This is a genomic window from Gemmobacter megaterium (assembly GCF_900156815.1).
Lineage (GTDB): Bacteria > Pseudomonadota > Alphaproteobacteria > Rhodobacterales > Rhodobacteraceae > Wagnerdoeblera > Wagnerdoeblera megaterium.
The window spans coordinates 713469-728532 of the sequence record NZ_FTOT01000001.1 but is presented as its reverse complement, the minus strand read 5'-3'; the positions used below and the strand labels follow the sequence as shown (position 1 = coordinate 728532).

Annotated in this window: 17 protein-coding genes; 12 read left to right on the top strand and 5 right to left on the bottom strand. The window is 67.2% G+C overall.

Annotation, left to right across the window (positions count from 1 at the left end; translation table 11 throughout):
• Position 1: 1 nt before the first annotated feature.
• Entirely contained in the window at positions 2-547 is a 546-nt protein-coding gene (locus BW970_RS03425; RefSeq protein WP_144038876.1) for a shikimate kinase, read from the bottom strand.
• A 126-nt stretch (positions 548-673) separates the two neighbouring features.
• Between BW970_RS03425 and BW970_RS20700 the strand changes: the two genes are divergently transcribed.
• The 11 genes from BW970_RS20700 (at position 674) to BW970_RS03375 (ending at position 11404) form a co-directional block, all read left to right on the top strand.
• Positions 674-817, top strand: coding sequence for a hypothetical protein (locus tag BW970_RS20700; RefSeq protein WP_159441414.1), 144 nt, complete (start codon positions 674-676; stop codon positions 815-817).
• The gene (locus BW970_RS03420; protein ID WP_076528667.1) at positions 807-2357 is read left to right on the top strand and encodes a hypothetical protein; all 1551 of its coding nucleotides are present in this window, start codon (positions 807-809) and stop codon (positions 2355-2357) included. Before BW970_RS20700 ends, BW970_RS03420 begins: the two co-directional genes overlap by 11 nt.
• Positions 2358-2375: 18 nt before the next feature.
• A complete protein-coding gene (locus BW970_RS03415; RefSeq protein WP_076528665.1) occupies positions 2376-3287 on the top strand; it encodes a tyrosine recombinase in 912 nt (303 codons plus the stop codon).
• A 67-nt stretch (positions 3288-3354) separates the two neighbouring features.
• Entirely contained in the window at positions 3355-4656 is a 1302-nt protein-coding gene (locus BW970_RS03410) for an HlyC/CorC family transporter (RefSeq protein ID WP_076528662.1), read from the top strand.
• Positions 4657-4767: 111 nt separating this feature from the next.
• The gene (locus BW970_RS03405) at positions 4768-5742 is read left to right on the top strand and encodes a complex I NDUFA9 subunit family protein (protein WP_076528660.1); all 975 of its coding nucleotides are present in this window, start codon (positions 4768-4770) and stop codon (positions 5740-5742) included.
• Positions 5742-6677: a histone deacetylase family protein gene (locus BW970_RS03400; protein ID WP_076528658.1), complete on the top strand. Its 936-nt coding sequence runs from the start codon at positions 5742-5744 to the stop codon at positions 6675-6677. Before BW970_RS03405 ends, BW970_RS03400 begins: the two co-directional genes overlap by 1 nt.
• On the top strand, positions 6674-6907 hold the full coding sequence (locus tag BW970_RS03395; RefSeq protein ID WP_076528656.1) for an exodeoxyribonuclease VII small subunit: 234 nt from the start codon (positions 6674-6676) through the stop codon (positions 6905-6907). Before BW970_RS03400 ends, BW970_RS03395 begins: the two co-directional genes overlap by 4 nt.
• Positions 6907-7773: a polyprenyl synthetase family protein gene (locus tag BW970_RS03390; protein WP_076528654.1), complete on the top strand. Its 867-nt coding sequence runs from the start codon at positions 6907-6909 to the stop codon at positions 7771-7773. Before BW970_RS03395 ends, BW970_RS03390 begins: the two co-directional genes overlap by 1 nt.
• A gap of 111 nt (positions 7774-7884) precedes the next feature.
• On the top strand, positions 7885-9798 hold the full coding sequence (gene dxs / locus BW970_RS03385) for a 1-deoxy-D-xylulose-5-phosphate synthase (RefSeq protein ID WP_076528652.1): 1914 nt from the start codon (positions 7885-7887) through the stop codon (positions 9796-9798).
• Positions 9795-10439, top strand: a complete 645-nt coding sequence (locus BW970_RS03380) for a 5'-methylthioadenosine/S-adenosylhomocysteine nucleosidase (RefSeq protein ID WP_076528649.1) — start codon at positions 9795-9797, stop codon at positions 10437-10439. Before dxs ends, BW970_RS03380 begins: the two co-directional genes overlap by 4 nt.
• 122 nt (positions 10440-10561) lie before the next feature.
• Positions 10562-11404 (top strand): SDR family oxidoreductase, encoded by an 843-nt coding sequence (locus BW970_RS03375; protein ID WP_076528646.1) that lies wholly within the window; start codon positions 10562-10564, stop codon positions 11402-11404.
• A 21-nt stretch (positions 11405-11425) separates the two neighbouring features.
• On the opposite strand, the gene BW970_RS03370 is transcribed toward BW970_RS03375, so the two are convergent.
• Positions 11426-12004, bottom strand: a complete 579-nt coding sequence (locus BW970_RS03370; RefSeq protein ID WP_076528644.1) for a histidine phosphatase family protein — start codon at positions 12002-12004, stop codon at positions 11426-11428.
• On the bottom strand, positions 12001-12531 hold the full coding sequence (cobU, locus tag BW970_RS03365; protein ID WP_076528643.1) for a bifunctional adenosylcobinamide kinase/adenosylcobinamide-phosphate guanylyltransferase: 531 nt from the start codon (positions 12529-12531) through the stop codon (positions 12001-12003). The genes BW970_RS03370 and cobU overlap by 4 nt, the downstream gene beginning before the upstream one ends.
• 70 nt (positions 12532-12601) lie before the next feature.
• Between cobU and BW970_RS03360 the strand changes: the two genes are divergently transcribed.
• A complete protein-coding gene (locus BW970_RS03360) occupies positions 12602-13402 on the top strand; it encodes a ChaN family lipoprotein (RefSeq protein WP_076528641.1) in 801 nt (266 codons plus the stop codon).
• 21 nt (positions 13403-13423) lie between these two features.
• On the opposite strand, the gene BW970_RS03355 is transcribed toward BW970_RS03360, so the two are convergent.
• On the bottom strand, positions 13424-14197 hold the full coding sequence (locus tag BW970_RS03355; RefSeq protein ID WP_076528639.1) for an alpha/beta fold hydrolase: 774 nt from the start codon (positions 14195-14197) through the stop codon (positions 13424-13426).
• Between the two features lie 10 nt (positions 14198-14207).
• On the bottom strand, positions 14208-14978 hold the full coding sequence (locus BW970_RS03350; RefSeq protein WP_076528637.1) for a sulfite exporter TauE/SafE family protein: 771 nt from the start codon (positions 14976-14978) through the stop codon (positions 14208-14210).
• Positions 14979-15064 lie beyond the last annotated feature (86 nt).

Genomic DNA, 15064 nt, shown 5'->3' with positions numbered 1-15064 from the left:
GTCATTTCCTCTCCAGAACATCGGGTCGGGTTTCGAGCGTTGCAATGACACGCTCTGCCATGGCGTCGATGGACAGGCCGGGCTTGCTGTCCACCACCAGATCGGCCAGCGCATAGACCGGCGCGCGGGCGTCCAGCAGGGATTTCAGCGTGCCATAAGGGTCCGGGGTCCGCAGCAGGGGGCGGGTGTTCTTGTGGCGCACGCGCTGCCAGAGCAGATCCAGATCCGCCCGCAGCCAGACCGCGACGCCCAGCTGCGAGATTGCCATCCGGTTCGCTTCGGCCAGATAGGCGCCGCCGCCGGTGGACAGCACCCCCGGCGCTCCGGCCAGCAGACGCGCGATCACCTGCGATTCCTTTTGGCGGAAGAACGCCTCGCCGTCGCGCGCGAATATCTCGGCGATGGTCATGTTGGCGGCTTTCACGATCTCGTCATCGGAATCGAGAAAGGGCACCCCGAGTGTGCGTGCAAGATGGGTTCCGACCGCGGTTTTTCCCGCGCCCATCATGCCCACCAGCACCACTGGTTTCTTCAGCCGCCACTTCACCCCGGCTGGCCCCCCAAGTTCAACATTGGCGCCCTGAATGGCGTGATCTTCGACAAAAGGCCATATATAATCGACCGGCACCGCCCCAGGGGCGGCAACGAAAGAACAGGCACGAAGGGCAGAACCATGCGGCTGATCAAGGCGATCCTCATACTGGCGGTGGTGGGCGTGGCGGGGCTGACCGTCTATGCCTATGTCGGAGATCTGAGCCCCGAGACAAACCAGGTCAGCCAACCGCTTGCGGTTCCCGGCAGCGGCAATGGCAACTGATCACAAGACGATCCTGGCCGCGGCCCTGCTGCTGATCGCGGCGGGGCAGGCGCAGGCCGAAGGCACGCCGCTGTCGGCCATCGACTGGCTGTCGGATACGGTCGCGCGTCCGGTCATCGCACCGCCGGTTGCAGAGCCACCGACCAGCCCGCCGGGCGAGATCGAGGCGATCACCACAACCCCGCTGGCCGACCGCAATCTGGATGCCGTGGGCGTGCTGCCGCCGCAGGTCACGGGAATCGACCGGCGGTTCTGGGCAAGGTCGTCCGTGGCGACCCTGGGCCAGATGATTCAGGGCGACCACCCGGAGCCGCTGCCCGCGCTGCGCGATCTGATGCAAATCCTGATGCTGGCCGAAATCGACGCGCCTGCCGATGCCGATGGCACCGGCACATTCCTGTTGGCGCGGATCGACAAGCTGCTGGAGATGGGCGCGCTGGATGCGGCGGCCGCGCTGGTCGATGCGGCGGGGGATCCGACACCCGATCTGTTCCGCCGCGCCTTTGACATCGCGCTTCTGCTGGGCACCGAAGACGCGGCCTGCGCCGATCTGCGTGCCGCACCGGGGATTGCGCCGACCTTTGCCGCCCGCATCTTCTGTCTGGCACGCGGGGGGGATTGGCAGGCGGCGGAACTGACCTTGCGCACGGCGCAGGCGCTTGGCCAGATCACGGCGGCGGAAGATGCCCTGCTGGAACGCTTTCTGGCCCCCGAATTGTTCGAGGATGCCGATCCCTTGCCGGTGCCCGAACGCATTTCGCCGCTGGTGCTGCGTATCCACGAGGCGATTGGCGAGCCGGTGTCGTCCACATCGCTGCCGCTGGCCTTTGCGCATGGCGATCTGACGCCCGCGACCGGCTGGAAGGCGCGGCTGGAAGCGGCCGAGCGTCTGGCGCGGGTCGGGGCCATCACGCCGGGGGAACTGCTGGAAATCTATGCCGAACGTACGCCAGCCGCGTCGGGAGGGGTCTGGACGCGGGTTTCGGCGGTGCAGCGGTTCGAAACCGATCTGGCCACCGGCAATGCCGCGGCCCTGGCCAGCAGTCTGCCCCGTGTCTGGGCGGCGCTGTCCGAGATGGAACTGGAAGTTCCCTTTGCCGAAACCTACGGGGCCGCCTTGTCACGGGTTCCGATGGAGGGCGAGGCGGGGCAACTGGCCTTTCGCATTGCCTTGCTGGCGCCGGGCTATGAGGTGGCGGCAATCGGGCGAACGCCCGAGACCGAGATGGAGACCTTCCTGATCGGGCTTGCCCGAGGTGCGGTCACGGCGCCGCCTCCGCCGGACGGGCTGGCGCGGGCGATTGCGCTGGCGTTTCCGGCATCGGGGGCGATCCCGCCGCTGACAGGTCCGGCGGAACCGCTGGTCAAGGCCGGGCGGATGGGCGAGGCTGCGCTGGCCGCGATCGACCGTGTGACCCATGGGGCCATGGGCGACCGGCGGGGCGTGACCGACGGTCTTGTGGTGTTGCGCCATCTGGGGTTGGAGGCGCCGGCCCGCAAGGCGGCGTTGCAGTTGATGCTGCTCGAAAGGGATGGGTAGGCGGTGAACGGTGTTCCGATGCAGCGATGGATCTCGACCTTTCTCGAGGCGCAGGCGGCGGGCAAGGATGCCGCGCGCAACACCCGGTTGGCCTATGGGCGGGATCTGAAGGATTTTGCCGACTGGCTCGGGCGGCGCGGGCTGCATTTTTCGCAGATATCGCAGGCCGATGTCGAAGATTATCTGGTGTTCTGCGATGCGCAGGGGCTGGCCACCGCAACGCGGGCACGCCGTTTGTCGGCCATCCGCCAGATGTTCCTGTTCGCCCAGGAGGAAGGGTGGCGCAGCACGGATCCCGCCTTGCGCCTGAAAGGGCCGGGCCGGGCCGCCCGCCTGCCAAAGACCCTTTCGGAAACCGAGGTGACGGCACTGCTGGAGGCGGCCCGCCATCATGGGCGCGCGCCCGAGGACCGCCTGCGCAACACCTGCCTGATGGAAGTGCTGTATGCCACCGGGATGCGGGTGTCGGAACTGGTGGCGTTGCCGGTTGCGACCGTGCGGGGCAATCCCGCGATGATCCTGATCCGCGGCAAGGGGGACAAGGAGCGGCTGGTCCCGCTGTCCAGCCCCGCGCGTGCCGCACTGGCCGATTGGCTGGCGCTGCGCGATGCGGAGGGCGCAGGATTGCGGGCCCCGAGCAAGTTCCTGTTCCCGTCCCGCAGCGCAGAGGGGCATCTGACGCGGCTGCGCTTCTATGCGCTGGTCAAGGAACTGGCGCTGGTGGCAGGGCTGGATCCGGCCCGCGTGACGCCCCATACCCTGCGCCACGCCTTTGCCACGCATCTGCTGGCCCATGGCGCGGATCTGCGCGCCATCCAGACCTTGCTGGGCCATGCCGATCTGGCAACCACCGAGATCTATACCCATGTTCTCGAAGATCGCCTGCGCGATCTGGTGCTGACCCGCCATCCGCTCGCACAGCACGACTGAGGCCATTTTCCTTGTCGTGACATTGCCGGGCGGGCATAACGAACTGACAGCGTTTCAAGAAAGACCAATGGACCCTTCATCTCTCGATACCGGATTCTGGCTCACGACCGGGGCCATTCTTTTCCTGCTTGTCTTGTCGGGCTTCTTTTCCGGCTCGGAAACCGCCCTGACGGCAGCCTCCCGCGCCAAGATGAAGTCGCAGGCCGACAAGGGCGATGCCCGTGCCGAAACCGCCATGAAGGTGACCGAGGACAGCGAGCGCATGATCGGCGCCATCCTGCTGGGCAACAACGTGGTGAACATCCTTTCGGCCTCGCTGGCAACGGCCTTGCTGACGCGGGTGTTCGGTGACAGCGGGGTTGCGCTTGCGACCCTGGGCATGACCCTGCTGGTCCTGATCTTTGGCGAGGTGCTGCCCAAGACCTATGCCATCGCCAACCCGGAAACCGTGGCGCTGCGGGTGGCGCCGGTGATCCGGGCGCTGATCCTGATCTTTGCGCCGTTGGTGACGATTGTGCGGACCCTGGTGCGCGGCATCCTGCGGTTGTTCGGCGTGCGCACCGACCCCGACAGCCGCATCCTTGCGATCCGCGAGGAAATCATGGGCGCGATCTCGCTGGGACATTCCGAAGGCGCGGTGGAAAAGGAAGACCGCGACCGCCTGCTGGCCACGCTGGATCTGTCCGACCGCACGGTCGAGGAGGTGATGAAGCACCGCTCGGAAGTCGAGATGATCAATGCCGACGACCCGCCCGAGAAAATCCTGGCGCAGTTGCTTGCCTCGCCGCATACGCGCCTGCCGGTTTATCGCGGCGATACCGAAAACATCCTCGGGGTCGTCCATGCCAAGGATCTGCTGCGCGAGGTGGGGCGCATCATCACGCCCGAAGGGGACGACGCCCTGACACTCACCGACCTGGATGTCCTCAAGGTGGCGCGCAAGCCGTATTTCGTGCCGGAAACCACCGATCTCGACGATCAGATGCGCCAGTTTCTGAAACGCCGCACGCATTTTGCGCTCGTGGTGGATGAATATGGCGCGCTGCGCGGCCTGATCACGCTGGAAGACATCATCGAGGAAATCGTCGGCGACATCACCGACGAATTCGACGTGACGCGCGATCATACCTTCAAGGCGACCGAGGCGGGCGACTATATCGTCGATGGCGCCATGACGATCCGCGATCTCAACCGCGCGCTGGACTGGTCGCTGCCCGATGCCGAGGCGAATACCGTCGCCGGTCTGGTGATCCACGAGGCGCAGACCATCCCCGCCGAAGGCCAGGTCTTCAGCTTTCATGGCTTCCGGTTCGAGGTGCTGACCCGGCGGGAAAACCGTATCACCCGCCTGAAGGTGCGGCCGCTGTGATCCCGGCGGGGGGTGCGTCTTGCCACAACATGACGCACCGACCCGCCCGATACCTTGCCGCAACCGCATCATGGCGCTAAAGACATTCCAAAGCGTCAAGGAGTGAACCGCATGTCCAGGCTTGTGACCATCTACGGCGGATCGGGGTTTGTCGGCCGGTATGTCGCGCGGCGCATGGCGCGGGCAGGCTGGCGGGTACGCGTGGCCGTGCGCCGTCCGGGTGAGGCCGGGTTCGTCCGTCCTTATGGTGCGCCGGGGCAGGTGGTGCCGGTGCTGTGCAACATCCGTGACGACGCATCGGTGCGCGCCGCGATGAACGGTGCCGATGCGGTGGTGAATTGCGTCGGCATCCTGAACGGTCTGGGCAAGAACACCTTTGACGCGGTTCAGGACGAGGGCGCGGGCCGCGTGGCCGGCATTGCCACCGAACTGGGCGTTCCGCATCTTGTCCATGTCTCGGCGATCGCCGGGGGCGAGTCGGACTATGCCCGCACCAAGGCCGCGGGCGAGGCGGCGGTTCTGGCCGCCTATCCCGGCGCCGTGATCCTGCGCCCTTCGGTGATCTTTGGTGCGGACGATTCCTTCTTCAACCGTTTCGCCTCCATGGCGCGCATGATGCCGCTGATCCCGTTGCCCGGCGCCGCGACCCGGTTCCAGCCGGTCTATGTCGAGGATGTCGCCCAGGCTGCCGTCCTGGGCGCAACCGGGCAGGCCGCGCCGGGCATCTACGAACTCGGCGGCCCCGAGGTGATGACCCTGCGTGAGGTGATGGAGCGCATCCTGACCGTGATCCAGCGCAAGCGGGTGATCCTGCCGTTGCCCATCGGGCTTAGCGTGCCGATGGCCTTTGCGGCGGATATGGTGCAGGCGGTCACGATGGGGCTGGTGGAGAATACGCTTGTGACCCGCGACCAGCTGCGCAGCCTGCGGCACGATACGGTGGTCTCCGACGGCGCGCGCGGATTGGCGGATCTGGGCATCCAGCCAACGGGCGTCGATACCGTGCTGCCGGAATATCTGTGGCGCTTTCGTCCGGCAGGGCAATATGCGGCCATCAAGGATTCGGCCAGGAACATGAAGGCCTGATGGCCACGGCGCTATATTCCCACGCGGACAGCCTGCGGCACCTGACCCCCGAAGGGCACCCCGAGCGGGTCGAGCGGATGGCGGCAGTGGCGCGGGCGCTGGCACCTGCGCGGTTCGATGCGCTGGCACGGCGAGAGTCCCCGATGGCGGACGAGGCCGAGGTGCTGCGCGCCCATCCGGCTGGCCGGTTGGCGGCGATCCGCGCCAATATCCCGCTGACCGGGTTCAACACCCTTGATGGCGATACCTTCCTGTCGCCGGGCTCGCTGGAAGCTGCGTTGCGCGCGGTCGGGGGTGTCGGTGCGGCGGTGGATGATGTGCTGACCGGCAAGGCGACCAACGCCTTTGTCGCCTGCCGGCCGCCCGGCCACCATGCCGAACGCCAGCGCGCGATGGGGTTCTGTCTGTTCGGGAATGTCGCCATCGCGGCCAAGCGGGCGCTTGATCTGCACGGGTTGCACCGGGTGGCGATCGTGGATTTCGATGTCCACCATGGCAATGGCACGCAGGACATCCTGTGGGACGATCCGCGCGTTCTGTTCATCTCGTCGCATCAATGGCCGCTGTATCCCGGCACCGGGCGGGCCACGGAGACGGGGGCACATGGCAATGTGCTGAACGTCCCCCTGCGCCCCGGCACCGATGGCGCGGCGATGCGCGCAGCCTACGATACCCAGGTCTGGCCCGAGTTGGAGGAATTCGAGCCCGAACTGATCCTCGTCTCTGCCGGATTCGATGCGCATGAGGCCGATCCGCTGGCCAATCTGGACTGGGATGAAAGCGATTTTGCCTGGCTGACCCGCCGCCTGTGTGAGATTGCACAGGATCAGTGTGGCGGGCGGTTGGTATCCGCCCTTGAAGGCGGCTATGATCTGGACGCGCTGGGGGCTTCGGTCGCCGCGCATGTCGCCGAACTGATGGAGCATTCCCGATGACCGAACTGTCCGCCCTGAGCTTCGAGGCCGCGATGGCCGAACTGGAAGACGTGGTGCGCAAGCTGGAATCCGGCTCGGTGCCGCTGGAGGAATCGATCGCGCTGTATGAACGTGGTGCGACCCTGAAGGCGCATTGCGATGCCAAGCTGCGCGCCGCCGAGGAAAAGGTGGAACTGATCCGCGCCCGCGACGGGGCAGCAGTGGGAACGGTGCCCGCCGAAGGTATGTGATGTTTCCCGAACGTCTGGCCGCCGCGCAGGCGGCGATCGCGACCCATCTTGACGCTGCCATGACGGCGCTGCCCGATCAGCAGGTTGCCCATGCCATGCGCTATGCGGTGACGGGCGGCAAGCGGCTGCGCGGGTTTCTGGTGCTGGAATCGGCGGCGCTGCACGGGATTGGCACCGCGGCGGCGATTGACGCGGCAGCGGCGGTCGAATGCCTGCACGCCTATTCGCTGGTGCATGACGACCTGCCTGCGATGGATGACGATGCCTTGCGTCGCGGCCAGCCGACTGTGCATGTGAAATGGGACGAGGCGACGGCGATTCTGGCTGGCGATGCGCTTCAGACCCTCGCCTTCCAGCTTCTGACCGAGCCCGCCCTGGGCACGGCCGAGCGTCGGCTGGCGCTGGTGGCGCAGCTTGCACGCGCCTCGGGGGCCGAAGGCATGGTGCTGGGCCAGGCGCTGGACATCGCTGCCGAAACCGCGCCCGCCCCCCTGACACTGGACCAGATCACCCGGTTGCAGGCGGGCAAGACCGGCGCGCTGATCGGCTGGTCTGCGATGGTCGGTGCGGTGCTGGCGGGCGCCGATCCCGCGCCGCTGGGAGGCTATGCCCGTGCGCTGGGGCTGGCGTTCCAGATCGCCGATGACGTGCTGGATGTCGAAGGGGATGCAGCCAAGGCCGGCAAGGCGCTGCGCAAGGATGCGGCCGCAGGCAAGGCGACCTTTGTCTCCCTGTTGGGGCTGGAAGGGGCCAAGAGCCGCGCCGCGGCGCTGGTGGCCGAGGCAGAGGCGGCGCTTGCCCCTTATGGCGCGCGGGCAGAGGGGCTGCGGGCCTTGGCGCGATATGTCATAGCGCGCGAGAGCTGAGACCGGAAAAAGGGGGCTGTCGGCCCCCTCTTGGCCGTTGGCCAATTCACCCCCCGAGGGTATTTGTGGCAAGATGAAGCAGCCAGGACTGCGCAAGGCAAGGCGGAACGCATGACCCAACGGCCCCAGACCCCGACGCTTGACCGTGTGACGGTGCCCGCCGATCTCAAGGCGCTGAGCGACCGCGAATTGAAGACGCTGGCCGACGAGCTGCGTGCCGAGACGATTTCCGCCGTTTCGGTGACGGGGGGGCATCTGGGTGCCGGCCTTGGTGTGGTGGAGCTGACCGTGGCGCTTCATGCCGTGTTCGATGCGCCGCGCGACAAGCTTGTCTGGGATGTCGGGCATCAGTGCTATCCGCACAAGATTCTGACCGGACGGCGCGACCGCATCCGCACCCTGCGGCAGGAGGGGGGGCTGTCGGGGTTTACCAAACGCGCGGAATCGCCCTTTGATCCGTTCGGGGCGGCGCATAGTTCCACCTCGATCTCTGCCGCTCTGGGCTTTGCCGCTGCGCGCGATCTGGGCGGCGATCCCGGCGATGCGGTGGCGGTGATCGGCGATGGTTCGATGAGCGCGGGCATGGCCTTCGAGGCGATGAACAATGCCGGAGCGTTGAAGAAGCGGCTGTTCATCATTCTGAACGACAATGAAATGTCGATTGCGCCGCCGGTGGGGGCGCTGTCGGCCTATCTGTCGCGGCTGTATGCCGGGGCGCCGTTCCAGGACTTGAAGGAAGCCGCCAAGGGCGCGGTGAAATTCCTGCCCGAACCGTTCCAGGAGGGGGCGAAACGCGCCAAGGAGATGCTCAAGGGCATGGCTGTCGGCGGCACGTTGTTCGAGGCCCTTGGCATTTCCTATGTCGGCCCCATCGACGGGCATGATCTGGAGCAGCTTCTGCCGGTTCTGCGCACGGCCAAGGCGCGCGCCACGGGGCCGGTTCTGATTCATGTGCTGACCAGAAAGGGCAAAGGCTATGCCCCGGCCGAACGGGCCCGCGACAAGGGTCATGCGACGGGGAAGTTCGATGTCCTGACCGGCGAACAGCACAAGGCGCCGTCGAATGCGCCCAGCTATACCAAGGTGTTCGCCCGGTCCCTGCTCAAGGAGGCCGAGGCGGATGGCCGGATCGTCGCCATTACGGCGGCCATGCCTGATGGCACCGGCCTGAACCTGTTTGCCGAACGTTTCCCGGCGCGGTGTTTCGATGTCGGGATTGCCGAACAACATGCCGTCACCTTTGCCGCCGGTCTTGCCGCGGGCGGGATGAAGCCGTTCTGCGCGCTGTATTCCACCTTTCTGCAACGTGGCTATGATCAGGTTGTGCATGATGTTGCCATTCAGCGTCTGCCCGTGCGGTTTGCCATAGACCGGGCGGGGTTGGTGGGGGCCGACGGGGCAACCCATGCCGGCGCCTTTGACGTGGCGTTTCTGGCCAATCTGCCGGGCATGGTGGTGATGGCGGCGGCCGATGAGGCGGAACTGGTGCATATGGTGGCCACGGCGGCGGCGCTGGACGATGGCCCCAGCGCCTTCCGTTTTCCGCGCGGCGATGGTGTGGGAGTGGACTTGCCCGAACGCGGCCGTCCGCTGGAGATCGGCAAGGGCCGCGTGATGCGCGAGGGCAGCCGGGTCGCGCTGTTGTCCTTTGGCACCCGTCTGGCCGAGGTGCAGAAGGCGGCCGAGGCCCTGGCCGCGCGCGGCCTTGCGCCCACGGTGGCCGATGCCCGCTTTGCCAAACCGCTGGACCGCGCGCTGATCCTGCAACTTGCCCGTCATCACGAGGCGCTGATCACCATCGAGGAAGGTGCCATCGGCGGCTTTGGCAGCCATGTGGCCCAGTTGCTGGCCGAGGAGGGCGCGTTCGACCGCGGGTTGAAGTACCGCTCCATGGTGTTGCCGGATATCTTCATCGATCAGGCCAGCCCCGAGGCGATGTACCGCATTGCCGGGATGGACGCCGGGCAGATCGAGGCCAAGGTGTTGACGGTGCTGGGAATCGAGCAGATCGGGCGCCGGGCATGAGCCTGACTCCTTCGCCGCTGCTGGTGGCCGGGGTGCCGGTGCTGTTCGTCATGGCGGCCGAGGCGGAATATGGCCCGGCGTTGCGGTCGCGTATCCGGCCCCTGATGACCGGCGTTGGCCCTGTCGAGGCGGCGGTCAGCCTGACGGCGGCGCTGTCTGTGCTGGGCGCGCGGCAGGCCTTGCCGCAGCTGATCGTGTCGCTTGGGTCGGCGGGGTCGCGGCGGCTGCCGCAGGCGGCGGTGTTCCAGGTGGGCTCGGTCTCGTGGCGCGACATGGATGCGTCGCCGCTGGGGTTCGAGCCGGGGCGGACCCCCTTTCTCGACTGGCCGGCCGAAGTGCCGTTGCCGCATCGGATCCCCGGCCTTGCCGTTGCGCGGCTGTCCACCGGCGCCAATATCGTTTCGGGCGCCGGATATGACAGGATTGACGCCGATATGGTGGATATGGAGACCTTTGCCCTGCTGCGCGCGGCGGACAGGTTCGGCATTCCGCTGATCGGGCTGCGCGGCATTTCGGACGGGGCCGAGGATCTGCGCGGCTATGCGGACTGGACCGCGCTTCTGGGGCAGATCGACCGTGCCCTGGCCGATGCGCTCGACCTGCTGGACGCGGCGCTTGCCGATGGCGATATCGCGCTCTGACGCCTGATGCGTCTTGATCCGACCAGTCTGGGGTGCGGGCTGCCATGGTCCACAGGGGCGCCGCGGGCGATGCCACGGGACCGGGCCTTGCCCCCGGCCTGCATGAGGGGGAGACTCTGGCCATGACCACATTGCTTTCGCTTGGACATGGGTATTGTGCGCAGGCACTGGCCCGGCGCCTGATCCCGCAGGGGTGGCGGGTGATCGGGACGACCCGCGACCCGGAGCGGGCCTGCGCCCTGCGCGCCGACGGGGTCGAGCCGCTGATCTGGCCGGTCGAGGATCTGGGGCCGGTTCTGGCCCAGGTCTCGCATGTGCTGGCATCGGTTGCGCCGGGGCCGGAGGGAGATCCGGTTCTGGCGCGTTATCGGGCGGAACTGGGTGCCGCGCGCCTTGACTGGCTGGGGTATCTGTCGACCACCGGGGTCTATGGCGACCATCAGGGCGGTTGGGTCGATGAGCACACGCCACTGACCCCGACAACCCGGCGTGGCCATCAGCGTGTGGCCGCCGAAGCCGAATGGGCCGCCTTGGGGCAGCCGCTGCATGTGTTTCGTCTGGCGGGCATCTATGGCCCCGGACGCGGCCCGTTCGAAAAGGTGCGCAACGGCACGGCGCGGCGGATCCTCAAGCCGGGGCAGGTCTTTTCGCGCATTCATGTCGAGGATGTCGCGCAGGTGCTGGAGGCGTCGATCAAGCAGCCTCATCCCGGCGCGGTCTATAACCTGTGCGACGATGATCCGGCGCCGCCAGAGGATGTTCTGGCCCATGCGGCGGCCCTGCTGGGTCTGCCGCCGCCCCCCGCCGAGGATTGGGATCAGGCGGAGATGACGCCGATGGCGCGCAGCTTCTATGCCGAATCCAAGCGGGTGCGCAATGATCGCATCAAGGCGGATCTGGGGGTGCGCCTGCTCTATCCCGATTATCGCAGCGGTCTGGCTGCGCTGTTGGCGCAGGGCGGCTAGGGGGGCAGGCGGGGCCGCGCCTCAGGCAAGGTGATTGGTGCGGATCAGATGGCGGTCTGACCCATCGAACTGGATCTCTGTCAGCGACAGCGGCTCGACATACAGGCCGATCGCGCTGGCAATGGTGTGGCCGCTGGTGCGGGCGATCTGGGTCAGGATCACGCCCAGATGCGCCACGATGATCACGGGTCGGCCCGGATTGGCGGCGGCGAGGGCCTGGACGCAACGTTCCACCCGGTCCGAGGTTTCGTTCCAGCTTTCGCCACCGGGGGGCGCGATGTCGCCGGGCGTTTCCCAATAGGCGCGGGACAGCTCTGGGTCGCGGGCCTCGATCTGGGAAAACGCCAGCCCGTCCCAGTCGCCAAAGTGCAATTCGCGCAGCCCCGGCATGTCAGGCAGCCGCATACGCGGGCCGCACAGCGCATCGGCCGTGTCCCTTGCGCGGCGCAGGTCCGAGGAGACGACCGGCGCGTCCTGCGGCAACTGTGCGGCCATGCGCGCAATCAGCGCGGTATCGGACAGATCGGCAGGCACGTCGCGCCAGCCGGTGAACACTTTCTGATGCGTCGGACCATGGCGCAGCCAGTAAAACCGGGTCATGCGCGCTCCTCCGGCAATGTGCCTTTCAGGACCATGGGCAGGCCGGCGACGACCAGAACGGCAAGATCGGCCATCGCGGCGAGCCGCTGATTCAGCCGGCCCTGCGCATCCCGGAAACGGCGGGCAAGGGCGTTTTCCGGCACGATGCCCCAGCCCACCTCGTTCGAGACGATCACGACCGGAACAGGGGCGGCGGCAAGGGCAGCCAGCAGGCGCGCGGTTTCCGCTTCGGGGTCATTCCCGGCCAGCATGTGGTTGGTCAGCCACAGCGTGGCGCAGTCGATCAGCACGCTGCCCCGCGCCTCGACCAGCGCGGCGGGCAGGTCCAGCGGCGCCTCGACCGTCACCCAGCCTGTGCCCCGGTCCTGGCGATGACGTGTGATGCGGTCGCGCATCTCGTCGTCCCAGGCTTCGGCTGTGGCGATGTAGCTGTGCGGCGCGGCGCCCAGTCGGACCAGCCGTTCGGCCAGCGCGGATTTGCCGGAACGGGCACCGCCGGTCACAAGGGCGAGAGGGGGCAGGGGCATCGCAGGCTCCATGGTTGAAACCCGATATAGGCCCGTTGCGCGCCACCCGGCAAGCGGGCAGGGTGGGGGGATGAAGCCATGGCTTGCCCTGATCCTGAGCGCGCTGCCTGCGCTGTCCGGGCCCATCCCGCCCGAGGCCCTGCCCGATGCGATGCAGGGCGCCGATGTGATCATCCTGGGCGAGGTGCATGACAACCCGCTCCATCACGTCCATCAGACGCAGGCGGTCGCCGCGCTGCGCCCCAGGGCGCTGGTGTTCGAAATGCTGACGGCCGAACAGGCGGCCCGTATCACGCCCGCCCTGCGTGCCGATCCTGTCGGGCTGGAGGCGGCGCTGGACTGGACGGCCTCGGGCTGGCCGGATTTTGCGATGTATTTCCCGATCTTTGCGGCGGCGCCCGAGGCGCAGGTGGCGGGCGCCGCACTCCCGCGATCTCAGGTGCGGCGGGCGGTCAGCGACGGGGCCTCGGCCGTTTTCGGGCCGGATGCAGCGGCCTATGGCCTGGACCTGCCGCTTGACCCTGCGGATCAGGCCGCGCGCGAGGCGTTGCAGCACGACGCCCATTGCGGCAAATTGCCAGCCGCGCTGTTGCCTGGCATGGTCGAGGCTCAACGGCTGCGGGACGCGGCGCTTGCACGGGCTGCCGTCGCGGCACTGGAGGCGACCGGCGGGCCGGTTGTGGTGATCACCGGCACCGGACATGCGCGGCGCGATCAGGGTGTTCCTGCGGCCCTGTCCCTTGCGGCGCCGGGGGCGCGGGTGCTGTCCGTCGGGCAGATGGAGGCCGATCCCGGCCCCGATGCGCCTTTTGATCTGTGGATCGTCACCGAGCCCCATCCGCGCGACGACCCCTGTGCCAGCTTGGGCTAGCGGCGCCGTCCCTTGCGGGGGTCAGCCGCCCGTTGCCTCCAGCCAGGTGCTGATGGCCGCTTCGAACTCGCGTGGCTTGTCGGCGTGCAGCCAGTGTCCGGCCCCGGCCAGCCGGGCAAAGCGCGCCTTGGGAAACATCGCCTGAATGCGGGGCCGATGCTCGCGGCGCACGTAATCCGAGTCTGCCCCGGTCAGGAACAGGGCCGGGCCGTCATATTGCCCGGACATCTCGGGAAAGCCGATGATCCTGGGCATCTCTGCCTCCAGCACATCAAGGTTCAGCTTCCAGCGCGGCGGCTGCGCCTTGAGATCCAGCGATTGCAGGAAAAACGCCCGCAGCCCCGCATCCGCCACGGTGGCGGACAGCCTCCGGTCGGCCTCGGCCCGTGTGGACAGATCGGTCAGATCCATCGCCTTCATCGCGGCGATATGGTGCGATTGGGTATGCCCATAGGCCACCGGGGCAATGTCTGCGACGATCAGGCGGCGCACCAGATCGGGCCGGGTCAGCGCCAGCACCATGGCCGCCTTGCCGCCCATGGAATGCCCCAGCACATCGGCCTGCCCGCCATGGGCCGCGATCACCTCGGCCAGATCGCCCGCCATGTCGGCATAGCTTTGCGTCGCAAAGCGCGGGCTGTCGCCATGGTTGCGCATATCGACGGCGATCACGGGCCGGCTGGCCCCGATCCGCCGCGCAATGACACCCCAGTTGCGCCCCGTGCCAAACAGCCCGTGCACGATCAGCAGCGGCACGCCGGGGTGTTCCTCGCCATGGCGGATGATGCTCAGCATGTAGGTGTCCTTACCCAAAAATGGCCTTGCGCAACAGGTTCAGCGCGGTGATTGCCAGCAAGATCAGCGTCCAGCGGCGAAACACAACCGGATCCAGCCGGTCCTGCAAGCGAAAACCGATGGCCATGCCAAGTGCCGCAGGCACGATCAGCGCCGCCGAAAACGGCAGCGTCTGGGCATTCAGCACTCCCGAGTTGAGATGCGCGCCCAGCAGGACCACCGAGCCGATCAGGAACAGCACGCCTTGCACGCGCACCGATTCCGCCTTTGCCGCCCCGATGGACAGCAGATAGACCACGATGGGCGGCCCCCAGATGCCCGAAACCCCGCCATACAGCCCGCCGATCATCCCGGTCATGTATTCGGCCCGCCGCCGGTGTTCCAGCCGCAGCGCCAGGCTGCGCCCCGACAACTGGATCAGCGCAAAGGCCGCAATCGGAAACCCCAGCAGGCCCAGCAACACCTGTTGCGGCAACATGGTGGCAAAGGGTGCTGTGATCACAATGCCAGCCACCGTGGTCACGATCATGCGCCGGTATTGCCAGGCGCTCTGCGCAGCCGCGCGCCAGCCAAAGCGAAAGGTCTGGTGGATGTTGGTCGTCAGCGTCGCAAGGATAAGCCCGGCAAGGGCCGTGGTCGGCGGCATGATCGACCCGAAAGCCGACATCATGATCAGCGGCATCGCAAAACCGATCGCCCCTTTGACAAACCCCGCAACCAGCGTCACGCCGCAGGCGGCCCAGAAGGCCCAGGCGGGCAGACCGCCATAGATGACTTCCATCGCATGTCTCCTTGTTCCGGGCGTTGTCCTACACCCGCTGGCGCGGCGCTGCACTGCCAAAAATTGATGCGACATAATCCTGCGGA

Coding starts and splice junctions, on each gene's coding strand:
- BW970_RS03415 (WP_076528665.1), top strand. CDS start 2,376: ATGCAGCGATGGATCTCGACCTTTCTCGAGGCGCAGGCGGCGGGCAAG.
- BW970_RS03410 (WP_076528662.1), top strand. CDS start 3,355: ATGGACCCTTCATCTCTCGATACCGGATTCTGGCTCACGACCGGGGCC.
- BW970_RS03360 (WP_076528641.1), top strand. CDS start 12,602: ATGAAGCCATGGCTTGCCCTGATCCTGAGCGCGCTGCCTGCGCTGTCC.
- BW970_RS03370 (WP_076528644.1), bottom strand. CDS start 12,004: ATGACCCGGTTTTACTGGCTGCGCCATGGTCCGACGCATCAGAAAGTG.
- cobU (WP_076528643.1), bottom strand. CDS start 12,531: ATGCCCCTGCCCCCTCTCGCCCTTGTGACCGGCGGTGCCCGTTCCGGC.
- BW970_RS03350 (WP_076528637.1), bottom strand. CDS start 14,978: ATGGAAGTCATCTATGGCGGTCTGCCCGCCTGGGCCTTCTGGGCCGCC.
- BW970_RS20700 (WP_159441414.1), top strand. CDS start 674: ATGCGGCTGATCAAGGCGATCCTCATACTGGCGGTGGTGGGCGTGGCG.
- BW970_RS03375 (WP_076528646.1), top strand. CDS start 10,562: ATGACCACATTGCTTTCGCTTGGACATGGGTATTGTGCGCAGGCACTG.
- BW970_RS03355 (WP_076528639.1), bottom strand. CDS start 14,197: ATGCTGAGCATCATCCGCCATGGCGAGGAACACCCCGGCGTGCCGCTG.
- dxs (WP_076528652.1), top strand. CDS start 7,885: ATGACCCAACGGCCCCAGACCCCGACGCTTGACCGTGTGACGGTGCCC.
- BW970_RS03405 (WP_076528660.1), top strand. CDS start 4,768: ATGTCCAGGCTTGTGACCATCTACGGCGGATCGGGGTTTGTCGGCCGG.
- BW970_RS03400 (WP_076528658.1), top strand. CDS start 5,742: ATGGCCACGGCGCTATATTCCCACGCGGACAGCCTGCGGCACCTGACC.
- BW970_RS03420 (WP_076528667.1), top strand. CDS start 807: ATGGCAACTGATCACAAGACGATCCTGGCCGCGGCCCTGCTGCTGATC.
- BW970_RS03395 (WP_076528656.1), top strand. CDS start 6,674: ATGACCGAACTGTCCGCCCTGAGCTTCGAGGCCGCGATGGCCGAACTG.
- BW970_RS03390 (WP_076528654.1), top strand. CDS start 6,907: ATGTTTCCCGAACGTCTGGCCGCCGCGCAGGCGGCGATCGCGACCCAT.
- BW970_RS03380 (WP_076528649.1), top strand. CDS start 9,795: ATGAGCCTGACTCCTTCGCCGCTGCTGGTGGCCGGGGTGCCGGTGCTG.